This window comes from Bradyrhizobium barranii subsp. barranii (assembly GCF_017565645.3).
Classification (GTDB): Bacteria; Pseudomonadota; Alphaproteobacteria; order Rhizobiales; family Xanthobacteraceae; genus Bradyrhizobium; species Bradyrhizobium barranii.
The window spans coordinates 951,074-966,165 of the sequence record NZ_CP086136.1; the positions used below are offsets into that span (position 1 = coordinate 951,074).

18 protein-coding genes are annotated in these 15,092 nt (G+C 65.4%); 15 read left to right on the forward strand and 3 right to left on the reverse strand.

The window, feature by feature from the left end; genetic code table 11:
- Positions 1 to 69 precede the first annotated feature (69 nt).
- The 4 genes from phnC (at position 70) to phnE (J4G43_RS04650) (ending at position 3,680) form a co-directional block, all read left to right on the forward strand.
- Positions 70 to 879 (forward strand): phosphonate ABC transporter ATP-binding protein, encoded by an 810-nt coding sequence (gene phnC, locus J4G43_RS04635; protein WP_166104548.1) that lies wholly within the window; start codon positions 70 to 72, stop codon positions 877 to 879.
- A 59-nt stretch (positions 880 to 938) separates the two neighbouring features.
- Positions 939 to 1,874, forward strand: a complete 936-nt coding sequence (gene phnD, locus J4G43_RS04640; RefSeq protein ID WP_063979768.1) for a phosphonate ABC transporter substrate-binding protein — start codon at positions 939 to 941, stop codon at positions 1,872 to 1,874.
- A 76-nt stretch (positions 1,875 to 1,950) separates the two neighbouring features.
- Positions 1,951 to 2,835 carry a phosphonate ABC transporter, permease protein PhnE gene (gene phnE / locus J4G43_RS04645; protein ID WP_208084139.1) on the forward strand — a complete coding sequence of 295 codons (885 nt, stop codon included), beginning with the start codon at positions 1,951 to 1,953 and terminating at the stop codon, positions 2,833 to 2,835.
- On the forward strand, positions 2,832 to 3,680 hold the full coding sequence (gene phnE / locus J4G43_RS04650; RefSeq protein WP_208084140.1) for a phosphonate ABC transporter, permease protein PhnE: 849 nt from the start codon (positions 2,832 to 2,834) through the stop codon (positions 3,678 to 3,680). The genes phnE (J4G43_RS04645) and phnE (J4G43_RS04650) overlap by 4 nt, the downstream gene beginning before the upstream one ends.
- 165 nt (positions 3,681 to 3,845) lie before the next feature.
- Here the strand turns inward: phnE (J4G43_RS04650) and phnF are convergent, their stop codons facing one another.
- Entirely contained in the window at positions 3,846 to 4,577 is a 732-nt protein-coding gene (phnF, locus tag J4G43_RS04655; RefSeq protein ID WP_028151386.1) for a phosphonate metabolism transcriptional regulator PhnF, read from the reverse strand.
- A gap of 119 nt (positions 4,578 to 4,696) precedes the next feature.
- Here phnF and phnG point away from each other — a divergent pair, with 119 nt between their 5' ends.
- The 9 genes from phnG to J4G43_RS04700 are packed head-to-tail and all read left to right on the forward strand — an operon-like array spanning position 4,697 to position 11,691.
- Positions 4,697 to 5,161 carry a phosphonate C-P lyase system protein PhnG gene (phnG, locus tag J4G43_RS04660; protein ID WP_208084141.1) on the forward strand — a complete coding sequence of 155 codons (465 nt, stop codon included), beginning with the start codon at positions 4,697 to 4,699 and terminating at the stop codon, positions 5,159 to 5,161.
- Positions 5,162 to 5,165: 4 nt separating this feature from the next.
- Positions 5,166 to 5,774 carry a phosphonate C-P lyase system protein PhnH gene (gene phnH / locus J4G43_RS04665; RefSeq protein WP_208084142.1) on the forward strand — a complete coding sequence of 203 codons (609 nt, stop codon included), beginning with the start codon at positions 5,166 to 5,168 and terminating at the stop codon, positions 5,772 to 5,774.
- 4 nt (positions 5,775 to 5,778) lie between these two features.
- Positions 5,779 to 6,882, forward strand: a complete 1,104-nt coding sequence (locus J4G43_RS04670; protein WP_085400872.1) for a carbon-phosphorus lyase complex subunit — start codon at positions 5,779 to 5,781, stop codon at positions 6,880 to 6,882.
- Complete coding sequence (locus J4G43_RS04675; RefSeq protein ID WP_071909234.1) at positions 6,879 to 7,769, forward strand: alpha-D-ribose 1-methylphosphonate 5-phosphate C-P-lyase PhnJ; 891 nt, start codon at positions 6,879 to 6,881, stop codon at positions 7,767 to 7,769. Before J4G43_RS04670 ends, J4G43_RS04675 begins: the two co-directional genes overlap by 4 nt.
- Complete coding sequence (phnK, locus tag J4G43_RS04680; protein ID WP_166348438.1) at positions 7,762 to 8,574, forward strand: phosphonate C-P lyase system protein PhnK; 813 nt, start codon at positions 7,762 to 7,764, stop codon at positions 8,572 to 8,574. Before J4G43_RS04675 ends, phnK begins: the two co-directional genes overlap by 8 nt.
- 22 nt (positions 8,575 to 8,596) lie before the next feature.
- A complete protein-coding gene (gene phnL, locus J4G43_RS04685) occupies positions 8,597 to 9,295 on the forward strand; it encodes a phosphonate C-P lyase system protein PhnL (protein WP_208084143.1) in 699 nt (232 codons plus the stop codon).
- 11 nt (positions 9,296 to 9,306) lie between these two features.
- Entirely contained in the window at positions 9,307 to 10,464 is a 1,158-nt protein-coding gene (locus J4G43_RS04690) for an alpha-D-ribose 1-methylphosphonate 5-triphosphate diphosphatase (RefSeq protein WP_208084144.1), read from the forward strand.
- Positions 10,461 to 11,057: a phosphonate metabolism protein/1,5-bisphosphokinase (PRPP-forming) PhnN gene (gene phnN / locus J4G43_RS04695; RefSeq protein ID WP_208084145.1), complete on the forward strand. Its 597-nt coding sequence runs from the start codon at positions 10,461 to 10,463 to the stop codon at positions 11,055 to 11,057. The genes J4G43_RS04690 and phnN overlap by 4 nt, the downstream gene beginning before the upstream one ends.
- A gap of 22 nt (positions 11,058 to 11,079) precedes the next feature.
- On the forward strand, positions 11,080 to 11,691 hold the full coding sequence (locus J4G43_RS04700) for a pyridoxamine 5'-phosphate oxidase family protein (RefSeq protein WP_071909237.1): 612 nt from the start codon (positions 11,080 to 11,082) through the stop codon (positions 11,689 to 11,691).
- A gap of 285 nt (positions 11,692 to 11,976) precedes the next feature.
- On the opposite strand, the gene J4G43_RS04705 is transcribed toward J4G43_RS04700, so the two are convergent.
- Positions 11,977 to 12,708, reverse strand: a complete 732-nt coding sequence (locus J4G43_RS04705) for an SDR family NAD(P)-dependent oxidoreductase (RefSeq protein WP_208084146.1) — start codon at positions 12,706 to 12,708, stop codon at positions 11,977 to 11,979.
- Between the two features lie 393 nt (positions 12,709 to 13,101).
- Between J4G43_RS04705 and J4G43_RS04710 the strand changes: the two genes are divergently transcribed.
- Positions 13,102 to 13,323: a hypothetical protein gene (locus J4G43_RS04710; RefSeq protein WP_208084147.1), complete on the forward strand. Its 222-nt coding sequence runs from the start codon at positions 13,102 to 13,104 to the stop codon at positions 13,321 to 13,323.
- Positions 13,324 to 13,345: 22 nt separating this feature from the next.
- Positions 13,346 to 14,299, forward strand: a complete 954-nt coding sequence (locus tag J4G43_RS04715) for a sulfonate ABC transporter substrate-binding protein (protein ID WP_208084148.1) — start codon at positions 13,346 to 13,348, stop codon at positions 14,297 to 14,299.
- 6 nt (positions 14,300 to 14,305) lie between these two features.
- Here the strand turns inward: J4G43_RS04715 and J4G43_RS04720 are convergent, their stop codons facing one another.
- Entirely contained in the window at positions 14,306 to 15,088 is a 783-nt protein-coding gene (locus tag J4G43_RS04720) for an alpha/beta fold hydrolase (protein WP_208084149.1), read from the reverse strand.
- Positions 15,089 to 15,092 lie beyond the last annotated feature (4 nt).

Here is a 15,092-nt window from a genome sequence, read left to right on the forward strand (position 1 = left end):
CGATCCGCGTGTCACACAAGTGTCAAGTGCCGGCGCTAGCGGTGGCAGCCAGCTACTCTGGAGCCCTCTATGCTGGTGGTTGAAGGTCTGACGTGCCGCTTCGGCGCAAAAGCCGCGGTGGACGACGCTTCGTTTCAAATCTCCCCCGGCGGCTTCGTCGGTGTGATCGGGCGCTCCGGCGCCGGCAAGTCGACCATGCTGCGCATGATCAATCGCCTGGCGACGCCGACGCAGGGCCGTATCCTGTTCGACGGCCTCGACGTCACCGCGCTGCGCGGCAAGGAGCTGCGGCAGTGGCGGGCGCGCTCGGCGATGATTTTCCAGCAGTTCAACCTGGTTGGCCGGCTCGATGTGCTGACCAACGTCCTGATGGGGCGTCTTGCCACGATGCCGGCCTGGCGCTCGCTGACGCAGACATGGCCCGAGCACGACAAGGCGCTGGCGATGTCGGCGCTAGAGCAGTTCGATATCGCCTCGCTCGCCGCCCAGCGTGCCGACCAGCTCTCCGGCGGCCAGCAGCAGCGCGTTGCGATCGCCCGCGCGCTTGTGCAGCAGCCCGACATCATCCTCGCCGACGAGCCTATCGCCTCGCTCGACCCGCGCAACACCAAGATCGTGATGGATGCGCTGCTGCGCATCAACAAGCATTTCGGCATCACCGTGCTCTGCAACCTGCATTCGCTCGATCTAGCCCGCACCTATTGCGATCGCCTGATCGGCATGGCGCAGGGGCGCGTGGTGTTCGACGGCGCGCCGGCCGAATTGACCGACCACGTCGCGCGCGAGCTCTACGATCTCGAAGCCTCCGACGTCATGGGCGGAATGCCCGTGCCGGCGCCTGAGGGCGTGCCGGCGCTCGGAACGGCCGCGGCCGCCTGAGCCGCGCCTGTAGTTGCCAATTTTTGCGTCAACCGACCCCAACCGATGAAGAGGGTATCATGATCACTCGCAGACTCGTTCTTGCCGGCGCCGCCGCGCTCGCGTTCACGACCTCGGCCTCCGCCGACGACTGGAAAGCCAAATATCCCGAACTGACCTTCGCGGTCATTCCGGCGGAAAACGCCTCGGGCGTGACCGAGCGCTGGGCGCCGTTCATGAACTATCTCTCCAAGGAATTGGGCGTGAAGGTCACGCTGCGCATCGCCAACGACTACGCCGCCGTCATCGAGGGCCAGCGCGCCGGCAACATCCATATCGCCAGCTACGGCTCGGCGTCGTTCGCCCGCGCCCGCCTGACCGGCGTCAAGACCGATGCCTTCGCCAACGACATCAACGCCGACGGTTCGACCGGCTACTACTCGGTGTTCTTCGTCAAGGCGAGCAGCCCCTACAAGAGCGTCGACCAGCTCAAGGGCAAGAACCTCGGCCTCGTCGATCCGAACTCGACCTCCGGCAACAACGTGCCGCGCTTCGAGCTCGACAAGATGGGTATCACGGACGCCGACACCTATTTCAGCAAGGTCGTCTTCACCGGCAGCCACGAGAACGCGATCCTGGCGCTGGCGCAGGGCACGGTCGACGTTGCGGCCAACCAGTGGACCAGCGATGACGATTCCACGCTGGCGCAGATGCTGACCAAGGGCATGCTGAAGAATGCCGACGGCTCGCCGATGAAGAAGGACGATTTCCGCATCATCCACAAGTCGGCACCGATCATCAACGGCCCCTACGCCTACAATTCCGACCTGCCGGAAGATGCCAAGGCGGCGATCGCCAAGGCGTTCTTCGACGCGCCGGCCAAGGACAAGGCGGCCTTCGATCGCCTCCAGGACGGCCAGAAGAAGGGTTTTCATCCCGCCACCACCAAGGACTGGGATGGCACGATCGAGCTGATCAAGTTCGTCGATGCACTGCGTAAGAAGAAGGCGTCCTGAGTTTCGGGACGATAGCACTGGAGCCGGGTCGATGGACCCGGCTCTTTCTCTTTGATCGACCACCTTTCCTGGCCAGATGACCGTCGCGGTTTCGATCCTTCCCGAGCAGCAGCTCGCCGTGCTGAACGCGGCCTATCGCCAGGCGGTCGCGCGCAAGCGACTCCGACTCCTGTTGGGGCTGGTGATCTTTGCCGCAGCGCTGTTTCTTGCCGCGATCGGCGCGGAAGTGAACCTGCGCACCTTCTTTGCCCATTTCGGCAATTTCATCAGCTATTTCGATCGCATCCTCACGCTGGACAGCGGCCAGCGGGTTTGGACCGATGCTGGCGAGTGGCTGTGGGGCTGGCGCAAATGGCTGAAGATGCTGGGCGAGACGCTGCTGATCTCCTATGTCGGCACGCTGATCGGCGCGACCTTGGCCTTCGCCTTGAATTTCTTCGCGGCCGAGAACACCTCGCCGTCGCCCTGGCTGCGCTTCGTGGTGCGTCGCCTGCTCGAATTCGCCCGCACCGTGCCGGGCATCGTCTTCGCGCTGATCTTCGTCATCGCGTTCGGCCTCGGGCCGATGGCCGGCGTGCTCGCGATCGCGATCCACACCACCGGAGCGCTCGGCAAGCTGTTCTCCGAGATCGTCGAGAACGCCGACATGAAGCCGGTCGAAGGCATCCGCTCGACCGGCGCGAGCTGGCTCTCCTGCATGCGCTTTGCGATCGTGCCGCAGGTGACGGCGGGCTATGCCAGCTACGCGCTGCTGCGCTTCGAGATCAACGTCCGTGAAGCCTCCGTGATGGGTTTCGTCGGGGCCGGCGGCATCGGCCAGGAGCTCGTCGTCGCCATCCGTAAGTTCTATTACTCCGACGTCAGTGCCATCCTGCTCACCATCATCATCACGGTCTTCATCATCGACATCACCACGGGCTGGCTGCGCGGCCGTCTGTTCGGCAAGGAGGCACGGACGTGACGAGGCCGCAGGAGGTCGACACGCGAGAGCTTCGCGCGCGCTACCCCGATGTGTTCGACCGCCCCGCTTCGGCGCGGCTCGCGATGCCGGCGATGATCGTCGCGGCGTTTGCGATTCTGGTCTACGGCCTCGTCGATCTCGACTTCTCCCCGTCGCGATTCTTCGCAGGGCTGAGCCAGCTCGGCTGGATCAGCCTGATGATGATCCCGCCCGATCCCGGCTCTTCGCTCCCGGTCTATCTGAAAGCGCTGGGTGAGACGCTGTCGATCGCGCTGCTCGGCACGACGCTCGCGGCGGTGTTCGCGCTTCCGGTCAGCTTGCTCGCCGCTCGCAACGTCATACCCTCGCAGATCCTGCGCTTTCCTATCAGGCGTTTTCTCGATTCGATCCGCGGCGTCGATACGCTGATCTGGGCGCTGGTGTGGATTAATGTGGTCGGGCTTGGCCCGTTCGCCGGCGTGCTCGCCATCGCCGTGTCGGATTTCGGTGCGTTCGGAAAACTGTTCTCGGAGGCGATCGAAGGCGCCGACCAGAAGCAGGTCGAAGGCGTCCGCGCCTCCGGCGGCAGCGCTTTGCACGAAATCCGCTTCGGCCTGCTGCCGCAGGTGCTGCCCGTGATCGCCGGCCAGGTGCTCTATTTCATCGAATCCAACACGCGCTCGGCCACCATCATCGGCATCGTCGGCGCCGGCGGCATCGGCCTCCAGCTCGCCGAGCAGATCCGCGTGCTGGAATGGCAGCGGGTGTCGTTCCTGATCCTGATGATCCTGGTCGCCGTCGCCGCGATCGATTTCATCTCGAGCAAGCTGCGCTTTGCGATTATTGGGCGCAGGGCGGTGGCGTAGCTTTCTTCCTTCTCCCCTTGTGGGAGAAGGTGGCGCGAAGCGCCGGATGAGGGGTCTGCCTCCTCAAACTCAGATCGGTGTTTGCAGAGACATACCCCTCACCCGTCTCGTCGCTTCGCGACGCGCCACCCTCTCCCACAAGGGGATAGGGGAAGAGAGCGCCGCTCACCCGTTCTCCACCAGAAACTCCACCCGCTCCGCCGCGAACCGCGAATGCTTCGTCACCAGCGGCTTGCCGGCGAGATCGTGGTCGGTGGCGTCGACCACCAGGATCGGCCGTCCCAGCGGCAAATCGAGCCGCGCGGCATCGGTTGCGTCCACGATGCCGGCGGTGATCCGGGTCGCGCCGCGGCTGTAGTCGCGGACGCCGTAGTGCTCGAGCAGTTTCGTCATCGAGCGCGTCGCGGCGAACACCTCGCCCGCGCCCGGGAACAATTCCGCTGACAGCCAGGTGGTGGAGACGCAGATCGGCGTGCGGTCGGCGAGGCGGATCGCCTCGATCCGCACCAGCGGCGCGCCGGCCTTCAATCCAAGTTCGCGCGCCAGTTCGCGGGTCGCGACATCGTCGGACGCCTCGATCAGCCGGCCATGCGGTTCGCGGCCGTCGGCGCCGACGATCTCTGAGAAGCGGGTGCGCGAGCGCAAAGGATAAGCGAGGCGCTGCGCCTCGACATAGGTTCCGCTGCCGCGTTCGGCGCGCACGATGCCGCGCTCGGCAAGCGCGGCCAGCGCGCGCCGCACGGTGTGGCGGTTCACCCGATAGGTTTCGGCGATCTCCATCTCGCCCGGCAGCTTGTCGCCGGCCGCAAAGCGGCCGTCGGCGATGCCGCGCTCGATGCCGTCGGCAACGAGGCGCCACAGCGCGACGCCCGAAGAGGCTGTGTCCTGCATGCTCATGTCGCCGAGAAGCCTACTTCAGAAATCACACGTTTGTCACGAAACAGTCATGGCGCTTCCGTATCAAGTTGTCTATTATCATAGACAACTTCGATTCGGCAAGTTCTGTCAAAAGCTCGGTGGATTTGGTGACCCAGCACAACAACCAGCAAGTCCAGCGCAAGGCCGCGATGGCCGTGCTGGCGCACGCGGAGGCGGGCGAGATCGCCGCTCGCCTCCGCGCTCTCGCCCTGCCGGCGCATCAGGAGCTGCGCGCGCCGGAAAGCGGTCTCGTCATGCTGCGCGGCCGGGTCGGCGGCGACGGTGCGCCGTTCAATCTCGGTGAAGCCACGGTGTCCCGCGCGGCGGTCCGGCTCGCAAGCGGCGAGGTCGGCTTCGGCTACACGCTAGGGCGCGACGGCGAGAAGGCGCGGCTAATCGCGCTGTGCGACGCGCTGGCGCAGTCCAGTGATTTTGGTGAGGCGGTGGAGCGTGACGTTATCGCGCCGTTGCGCGAGCAGCTTATGATCCAGCGCAAGCAGGCGGCGGCCGAGACCGCCGCGACGAAGGTTGATTTCTACACCATGGTGCGCGGTGAGGGGTGAGGCCATGACCACGATTGCGGAACTACCGCCGGGTTTCGTCGACAAGGTGTTGTCGGCGCAATCGACCTTTCGTTCCGTCATGGACGCGATGGCGCGGCCGGGCTCGGTCCAGCGCATCGTGCCGATGGCGGGAGCGCCCGAGCCAACGATGCGCGGCACTGCCGCGATCGCGCTGACGCTGTTCGATCACGACACGCCGCTCTGGCTCGATGCCCGGATGGCGGAGAGGTCGGACGTGGTGAAATGGCTTAAGTTCCACACCGGCGCGCCGGTGGTGCAGGACTCTTCGATCGCGAGTTTCGCGCTGATCAGCGACGGCGCGGCGCTGCCGTCGCTCGAACGCTTCGCGCTGGGCACGAATGAGTATCCGGATCGTTCGACCACGGTGATCCTTCAGGTCGAGAGCCTGGATGCAGGGCGCAGTTTCGAACTGCGTGGCCCCGGCATCGACGGTGTCGCGACGCTTCAGGCCTCGATCAGGCCTTTCGACCTGTTCGAACGGCTGCAGTTCAACGAAGCGCTGTTTCCGCGCGGCATCGATTTGGTGCTGGTCGCCGATGATGCCGTGATTGCGATCCCGCGCACCACGCGTGTCGTGAACAAGGGAAGCTAGTCGCATGTATGTCGCAGTCAAAGGCGGCGAGCGCGCCATCGAGAACGCCCATCGCCTGCTCGCCAATGCGCGGCGTGGCGACCAGAGCGTTTCCGAAGTCACGCTCGACCAGATCTCGGAGCAGCTTGGGCTCGCCGTGGACCGCGTCATGAGCGAAGGGTCGCTCTATGACCGCGAGCTCGCGGCGCTCGCCATCAAGCAGGCGCGCGGGGATCTGATCGAGGCGATCTTCCTGGTCCGCGCCTTCCGCGCCACCCTGCCGCGCTTCGGCGCCAGCGAGCCGGTCGAGACCGGCGCGATGCGGGTGCAGAGGCGGGTGTCGGCGACCTTCAAGGACATTCCCGGCGGCCAGATCCTCGGGCCGACCTTCGACTACACGCATCGTTTGCTCGATCCCTCGCTTGGCCAAGGCTTTGTGCCTGAAGTGCCGGCGACGGCCGAAGCTTCGACGGCGCCCACGCCGCGTGTGACCGATATCCTGGGCCGCGACGGGCTGATCGAATCCTCGCCGCGGGCCGAAGACGGCGCCAGCGTCGGCGATCTCACGCGCGAACCTCTGAACTTCCCGGCCGATCGCGACCTGCGCCTGCAAAACCTCGCGCGCGGTGACGAAGGCTTTCTGCTGGCCATGGGTTATTCCACCCAGCGCGGTTACGGCCGCAACCATCCCTTCGTCGGCGAGATCCGCTTCGGCGAGGTCGAGGTCGAATTTTTCGCGGAGGACGTCGGCTTCGCGGTGCCGCTCGGCTCCATCGAGCTCACCGAGTGCCAGATGGTCAACCAGTTCAAGGGCTCGGCGACGGAAGCGCCGTGCTTCACCCGCGGCTATGGTCTCGCCTTCGGCCAGAGCGAGCGCAAGACCATGTCGATGGCGCTGGTCGACCGCGCGCTGCGTGCCCGCGAGCTCGGCGAAGAAGCCGTGGCCCCCGCGCAAGATGAAGAATTCGTGATGTCGCATTCGGACAACGTCCAGGCGACCGGCTTCGTCGAGCATCTGAAGCTGCCGCACTATGTCGACTTCCAGTCCGAGCTCGGGCTCCTGCGCAAGCTGCGCAAGGAATTTGCCGAGGCCAATGCGCCCGATGCCATGAAGGAGGCCGCGGAATGAACGCGCCCGCCTACAACTTCGCCTATCTCGACGAACAGACCAAGCGGATGATCCGCCGCGCGATCCTCAAGGCGATCGCGATCCCCGGCTATCAGGTGCCGTTCGCCAGCCGCGAAATGCCGATGCCCTATGGCTGGGGCACCGGCGGCGTGCAGGTGACCGCGGCGATCCTCGGGCCCCAAGACGTGCTGAAGGTGATCGACCAGGGTTCTGACGACACGACGAATGCGATCTCGATCCGAAAGTTCTTCGCCAAGACCGCAGGCGTCGCCACGACCACGGCGACCGAAGATGCGACCGTGATCCAGACCCGTCACCGCATCCCGGAGACGTCGCTGCACGCGAACCAGGTGCTGGTCTATCAGGTGCCGATCCCGGAACCGCTGCGATTCCTCGAGCCGCGCGAGACCGAGACGCGGCGCATGCATGCGCTCGCCGAATACGGCCTGATGCACGTAAAACTCTACGAGGACATCGCCCGCTTCGGCCACATCGCCACCGCCTACGCCTATCCGGTGAAGGTCAACGCGCGCTACGTGATGGACCCGTCGCCGACGCCGAAATTCGACAATCCCAAGATGGACAATTGCCCGGCGCTGCAATTGTTCGGCGCCGGTCGCGAGAAGCGCATCTATGCGATCCCGCCCTATACGCAGGTGGTGTCGCTCGATTTCGAGGATCACCCGTTCGAGCCGTACCGCTTCAACGCGCCCTGCGCGCTGTGCGCGGCCGAGAATTCCTATCTCGACGAGATCGTCACCGACGACAAGGGCGGGCGCATGTTCGTGTGCTCGGACACCGACTATTGCGAGGGCCGTCAAGCCGCCGGCCATCACGGCAGCCTCAGCGCCGCGCCGTACAAGGACAAGGCGGGTTCACATGGCTGATCAAGACATGGCTGATCTCGCCAAGCTCGAAAACGATCAGCCGCTGCTGGTCGCGGAGTCGCTCAGCAAGTCCTACGGCCGCATCGCCGCGTGCCGCGACGTCTCCTTCTCGCTCTACCCCGGCGAGGTGCTGGCGATCGTCGGCGAGTCCGGCTCGGGCAAGTCGACACTGCTGCAAATGCTGTCGGGCCAGCTCGCGCCGAGCGCCGGCCAGGTGTCGTACCGGATGCGCGACGGCGTCACCCGCGATCTCACGAGCCTTGGCGAAGCCGAGCGGCGCTTCCTGTTCCGCACCGACTGGGGCTATGTGCACCAGGATCCCGCGCAGGGCCTGCGCATGGCGGTCTCGGCCGGCGCCAATGTCGGCGAACGGCTGATGGCGGTGGGCTGGAATCACTACGGCCGCATCCGCGATACCGCGTCGGACTGGCTCACCCGCGTCGAGATCGACATCGCGCGCATCGACGATGCACCGCGGACCTATTCCGGCGGCATGCGCCAGCGTCTCCAGATCGCGCGCAACCTCGTCACCGAGCCGCGGCTGGTGTTCATGGACGAGCCGACCGGCGGCCTCGATGTCTCCGTGCAGGCGCGCCTGCTCGACCTCGTGCGCAGCCTCGTTGCCGAACTGCACCTCGCCGTCATCATCGTCACCCATGATCTCGCGGTGGCGCGACTGCTGTCGCATCGCGTGATGGTGATGAAGGGCGGCCGTGTCATCGAGACCGGTCTCACCGACCAGGTGCTCGACGACCCCCGCGAGCCCTATACCCAGCTCCTCGTTTCCTCGATTCTGCCGCCATAAGCCTTCCAAGATGAGTTTTCCGATGACCGCCATGATCGACATCGCCGCCGCGAAAAAGACCTTTACGATGCACCTTCAGGGCGGCATCGAGCTGCCTGTCGTCAGCGGCGTGACCTTCCACGTCAACCCGGGCGAATGCGTCGTGCTCTCAGGCCCGTCCGGGGCCGGCAAGTCGTCGATCCTGAAGATGATCTTTGGCAATTACCGCTGCGACTCCGGCCGCATCGGCATCCGCCATCGCGGCGCGGTGGTCGATCTCGCCACCGCCGAGCCGCGGCAGGTTCTCAACATCCGCCGTTCCACGATCGGCTATGTCAGCCAGTTTTTGCGGGCGGTGCCGCGTGTTGCGACCATCGACGTCGTCGCCGAGCCCCTGATCGTGAACGGCCTGGCACGCGCTGAGGCGCAGCAGCGCGCCGGCGAGTTGCTGCATCGCCTCAACATCCCTGAAAGGCTCTGGCAGCTGCCGCCCGCGACTTTCTCCGGCGGCGAGCAGCAGCGCGTCAACATCGCGCGCGGCTTCATCTCGGACCTGCCGATCCTGCTGCTGGACGAGCCGACCGCCTCGCTCGATGCCGCCAACCGCGCCGTCGTGGTCGATCTGGTCGCCGAGAAGAAGCGCCAGGGCGTCGCCATGCTCGCCATTGTCCATGACGACGAAATCCGCCATTTGATTGCCGACCGTATTGTTGACGTCACCAGCTTTGCCGCCGCGGCCTGAAGGAAATGGAAATGAATGCCAAGCCGAAGGAAACATTGATCGCCAACGCCAGGATCGTGCTGGCTGACCGGGTGATCGAGCAGGGCTGGCTCGCTCTCGCGGATGGACGCATTGCCGAGATCGGCGAGGGCAGGGCGCCTGCGGGTGCGGAGGATGCCGGCGGCGACCTCATCATGCCAGGCCTGATCGAGCTCCACACCGATCACCTCGAAGCGCATTACGTGCCGCGCCCAAAGGTGTTCTGGAATCCGGTCGCTGCCGTCATCTCCTATGACGGCCAGCTCGCGACCTCAGGCATCACGACCGTGTTCGACTCGCTCCGGGTCTGGCGCGAGGACGGCGCCGAGGAAGTCGATGGCCGCGCCGGCGTGCTCGCCGCCGCGATCACGACCGCCCGCGATGCCAGCCTGCTGCGCGCCGACCACTTCCTGCATCTGCGCTGCGAAATCCCGATGCCGAGCGTGGTGGAGGAAGCCAAGGAGCTGATCGACCGTCCCGACGTCAAGCTGATGTCGCTGATGGACCACACACCCGGCCAGCGCCAGTTCCGCGACGAGGTCAAGCTGCGCGACTATTACCGCGGCAAGGGCGGCGGCAAGACCGATGCCGAGCTCGACGAGCTGTTCGCGAAGCGCTTCGAGTACCAGAAGCTCTATGCAGCGGCCAACATGCGCGAGATCGTGTCGCTCGCGCACAAATACAACATTCCGCTGGCGAGCCATGACGACACCACCGAGGAGAACGTCGTGGACGCCGTGCGCGATCGCGTGTCGGTGGCGGAATTCCCGACCACGCTGGAGGCCGCGCGCGGCCTGCATCAGGCCGGCATCGACATCCTGATGGGTGCGCCGAACGTCGTGCGCGGCGGCTCGCACTCCGGCAACATCGCCGCGGTCGATCTCGCCCGCGAGGGCCTGCTCGACATCCTGTCGTCGGACTACATCCCGTCCAGCCTCCTGATGGCCGCGCTGCAATTGCCGGAGCATGTGCCCGCGATCAGCCTCCCGGCGGCGGTTCGTACCGTGACCAAGGCGCCGGCCGAGGCGGTTGGCCTGTCGGATCGTGGCGAGGTCGCGATCGGCAAGCGCGCCGACCTGATCCGCGTGCATGTCGCAGGCGACGTTCCCGTCGTCCGCAGCGTCTGGCGCGAAGGAAACCGCGTCGCATGAGCGAGACCGCGACCATGGCACACGATGAGGCCAGCGGGATCGGACCCGGGCGGCTCGTGCTCGTGGTCGGTCCCAGCGGTGCCGGCAAGGACACGCTGTTGCGGCTCGCGCAGGCGGCCTGCATCGACGATCACGACATCGTCTTCCCGCGCCGTGTCGTGACGCGCGAATCCTCCGAAGCCGAAGACAACATGGCGATGAGCCAGGACGAATTCCGCCGCGCGCGCGAGCACGGCGATTTCGCCGTGCACTGGGAAGCGCATGGTCATTCCTACGCTCTTCCGCTCGAAATCAACGATGACATCCTCGCTGGCCGGGCCGTCGTCGCCAATGTCTCGCGCACGGTGATCGGCGCGCTCCGCCAGGCCTATGCCAACGTCGTCGTGGTCGCGATCACGGCGCCGCCTGACGTGCTGGCGCAGCGGCTTGCTGCCCGGGCTAGGCACAGCGACGGCAATATCGCGGATCGCCTCGCGCGCAGCGTCGACGACACATCGGCCAATGCCGATGTCACCATCCTCAACGCGGGCAGCGCGGACTATCACAGCCGCCAGCTCGTGCGTGTGATCAGGAACGAAGGCTGGCACGAATAGCCGGCGCAACAAGGAGAACGGAATGTCGGTGATTGAAACGGTCGAACAGCTGGAGGCCATCTACGGTGCCGTTGGTGATGCCTCGACCGTGAAAGTCGCCGACCACGTTACCCCGCTCTACCGCATCTTCATCGAGAAGGCGCCGTTTGCCGCGCTCGCCACCATCGGGCCTGAGGGGATCGACTGCTCGCCGCGCGGTGATCTCCCCGGCTTCGTCCGCATCCATGATCCGAAGACGTTGATGCTCCCGGATCGCCGTGGCAACAACCGGGTCGACTCCTTGCGCAACATCGTGCGCGATCCCAGGGTGTCGCTGATGTTCCTGATCCCCGGTTCCGGCAACGCGGTGCGGGCCAACGGCCGCGCTTGTCTCTCCGTCGATCCCGAGCTGCTCGCCTCGTTCAAGGTCGAGGGCAAGGCGCCCCGCAGCGTCATGGTGATGAATGTGGACGAAATCTATTTCCAGTGCGCCCGCGCCATCGTCCGCTCCGACCTCTGGAATCCCGACAAGCGGATCGATCCGAAGACGCTGCCGACGCCCGGCCAGATCCTCGCCGAGATGAGCGAGAACAAGGTCGGTGGCGCCGAGTACGACCGGATCTGGCCGGAGCGGGCTGCTGCGACGATGTGGTAGCGCTCTCTTACCCTCTCCCCCTGTGGGAGAGGGTGGCTCGCCGCGATAGCGGCGAGACGGGTGAGGGGTATCTCTCCTCACGAAAAGGAGCCGTAGGGTAGGCAAAGGCGCACTTGCGCCGTGCCCACCACCTCTCCAACACCGCGATAGAAATGGTGGGCACGCTCCGCTTTGCCCACCCTACGGCTCACGAAGAGCGGTGCGCGCGGAGAGATACCCCTCATCCGGCGCTTCGCGCCACCTTCTCCCACAAGGGGAGAAGGAAAGGCGGCACCATCTTCGCTCCTAGTTAAACGCCATCCCGCCACTCAGCGCGATGGTCTGCCCGGTCATGTAGGCATTGTCGACCAGCAGCATCACGGCTTTCGCCACCTCCTCCGCCGTGCCGAAGCGGCCGAGCGGGATGCGGCTGACGAGCTGGGGCTGGCCGCTCATCATGTCGGTCTCGATCAGCGACGGCGCTACCGCGTTGACGGTGATGCCTTCCTTCACCAGCCGCGCCGCATAGCCGCGCGTGAGGCCCTCCATGCCGGCCTTGGATGCATTGTAGTGCGGGCCGATCGAGCCGGCACCGCGCGCCGCGCCCGAGGAGATGTTGACGATGCGGCCCCATTTCCGCGCGCGCATCTCCGGCAGCACCGCCTGCGTGCACAGGAAGGCGGATTTCAAGTTGACCAGGATGGTGCGGTCGAAATCGTCCTCGGTGAGATCGTCGACGCCGCGCGTGATGGCGATGCCGGCGTTGTTGACGAGGATGTCGATCGGCCCGAGCCCGGCCGTGACGCGGTCGACCATTCCGGCCACGGCGTCGCGCTGCGAGACGTCGGCGGCAACGACAATCGCGCGTCCGCCTTGCTTGCCGATCTCGCCTGCCAACTGCTCGGCCTGCCCGATCTGCTCCCGGCAGTTGATCGCCACCGCTGCGCCTGACGCGGCCAGGGCGCGACAGACGGCTGCGCCAATCCCGCGCGAGCCACCGGTGACGAGCGCGGTGCGCCCCTTCAGATCATCCGCCATGTCCGGATCTCCCCAATTGTCTGTTTTGACGTTGCGCGAGCGTACCATGCCCGCCGCCCGCGCCTGTTGAACTCATCGCGAGATGAATCCGTCTGTTGGTGCTTGCACCGGGAGAAGCGCGCCAGCGCGCTCGTGCGAAATATGGATAGCCATTTCATTGCCCGAACGCGCCAATCGCTCGATATTCGCAGCATCGAAACTGCTCCTCGAGCTTGATGCCGCGATATGAGAACCGATCACCAGCGCAATCAGAACGACATGCATGCGTGCATGACAGCGGCGCTGTTTCTCGACGGCAACTGGCGCCTGTTGTTGTTGCTGATCGCTTCCTAGCAACCTCCCACAGCACAAATCCCACGACAGGAACGCCGAGATTCCGGCGAACGAGCAGTCATGTCCCAGACACAGTCGAACGCCTACATCATTGAAATCCAGGACCGCGCCGCCGGCATCATCACAAGAGATGAGCGCGGCTTCCGCTTCTTCTCCTCCGAGCGCCTGTTCGACAGCCTCGAAGGCCGCCAGTTCCGTTCGGCGCGCGAGGCCGAACGCGCAGCCCGTGCGGTGTTTTCGGAGTGGAGCCGCCGCGCCAATTCCTCACTCTTCGCCAACTGAACCTGACGCAAAGGACCGCAACATGATTGCACGACGACATATCCTGACCGCAGCGCTTCTCCTCGCGACCGCCCTGGCCGCACCCGCACGCGCCGAGGACAAGCCGGCGGAAATCCGCATCGGCACCCAGAAGGGCGGCTTCTTCCCGGCGGTACGCCAGCGTCAAACGCTCGAAAATGCGTTCAAGCCGCTGGGCATCGAGGTCAGATGGATCGACTTCCAGTTCGGTCCGCCGCTGCTTGAGGCGATCAACGTCGGCAGCGTCGATTTCGGCTTCGTCGGCGACACGCCGCCGATCTTCGCGCAAGCCGGCGGCGCAAAAATAAAATATGTCGCGGCGGTGAAGTCCGAGGGCGACAACCAGGCGATCATCGTGCCGAAGGATTCAGCCATCAAGACGCTGGCCGATCTCAAAGGCAAGCGCATCGCCTTCGGCAAGGGATCGAGCGCGCACAATCTCCTGGTCGCCTCGCTCGAAAAGGCCGGCCTGTCCTGGTCCGACATCACGCCCGCTCCGCTCGCGCCGGCCGATGCGACGGCAGCCTTCGTGAAGGGTTCGGTCGACGCCTGGTCGATCTGGGATCCCTATCTCGCGCTCGCCGAATTGAAGGAGAACGCCCGCGTTCTCGTCTTCGACAAGGACGTGCACAAGCCGAACGCCTACTACATCGCCAACACCGACTTCGTCGAGAAATATCCGTCGCTGGTCGCGAAGCTCAACACGACCTTCGCCTCCGAAGGCAAGTGGGCGGAGCAGCATCACGAGGAGGTCGCAAAGGCGCAGGCCGAGGCGACCGGCGTCGACATCGAGGCTGTCAGGCGCTTCGTCAACCGCTCCGTCTACAGCGTGGTGCCGCTCGACGCCGAGGTGATCAGGACGCAGCAGGCCGTCGCCGACCGTTTTGCAAAGCTCGGCCTGATCCCGAAGCCGGTCAATGTTTCGGATATCGTCTGGAAGTGGACGCCGGGGTCGTGAGCGGGCTCAGCCCCTCAACGCCGCCAGCAATTCATCCGGGCGCTCGGCCATGATCATGTGGCCCGCGCCCGGCACCACGACGGTCTTCGCATGCGGGATCGCCGCGGCGAGCGCCTTGCCCGCCTTCGCCGGTGTCATCATGTCGCGTTCGCCGAGGATGAGGGTAGCAGGCACTTTCACGCTCGCCGCAGCAGTCAGCGCATTCGCGTAAGCATTGCAGGCCGACAGATCCCTGAAGAGCACGCCGGGCTCGCAAGACTTCAGCACGGCCTGCGCACCGCCATGCATCCACAGGCCCGGCGCGAGGCTGCCGCCGAGCTCGGCGTTGAAGCCAAGGCCCCAGATCGACACCATGTCGTTGGCGTCCTGCGCGTTGGCTTCGGCCGCTTTCAGGAGATCCGGGCCGACTGTCATGGTCGCGGCGGTGCCGATCAGGCTCAGCGCGGAGACCTTGTCGGGATGACGCGCCGCCGTCTCCAGTGAGATCAGCGATCCCATGGAGTGGCCGATCAGGTGCGCCTTCGCCACGCCGGCCGCAGCGAGCAATGCCGCCGTCCAGTCCGCCATCTCGGCGACGGTTGACAGCGAGGGTCCAGCCGAGCGGCCGTGGCCGGGCATATCAGGCGCCAGCACGCCAAAGCCGTGATGCGCGAACCAGCGCGTATGCAGTGCCCAGGTCGAATGGTCGAAGCCGGCGCCATGAATGAAGACGACCGCGGGCAGGGACTTGTCGAATTCGCGGCCACCGTTTGCGACAAACACCTCGGCGCCGTTGACAGTGAGCTTCATGGTG